The 441-nt window shown below is 69.6% G+C and carries 1 protein-coding gene; it reads right to left on the reverse strand.

Annotated features, from left to right (window positions below):
* A partial coding sequence (locus EOA32_RS37830) for an ISAs1 family transposase (RefSeq protein ID WP_128374348.1) occupies positions 1–441 on the reverse strand: 441 nt, incomplete at both ends.

Consider the following 441-nt stretch of genomic DNA (forward strand, 5'->3'; position numbering starts at 1 on the left):
GCACCTTGGAGAGGGCGATATAGCGGACCGATGTGGTCGTCTTGCCGTCGGCAGTGGTGCGCAGGGCCTCGACACGGCCAATGGCCTTGAGGCCGGGGAAGGCGGGCGCGTCCTTGAGCCTGGCAAGCGGCAGCACGCTGGCGCGGCGCACTTCGGTGCGGCCATGGCCGCTGTCGCGTGTTTCGAAGCCGGCGATCTCGCCCGCCGCGGCGAAGCTGTTCTCGGCCGCGGCAAACAGACGACCCCGGTTGGCCTTCAGCCCAAGGGCATAATGCGCCTTCTGCGCCAGCAGCGCCTTGGCCGTCTCGGGGCGACAATGCAAGGCGTCGGCCGTTACCGTGCAGCCCTTGAGATCCAGGCTCTTCAGCAGCGCCAGCGTCGCCGCAACCTCGTCGGAGGCCGGCGCCCGCGTTGCCGCAATCGCCAGCCGCGTCTCGGCAT

This window comes from Mesorhizobium sp. M1A.F.Ca.ET.072.01.1.1, assembly GCF_004023325.1.
Taxonomy (GTDB): domain Bacteria; phylum Pseudomonadota; class Alphaproteobacteria; order Rhizobiales; family Rhizobiaceae; genus Mesorhizobium.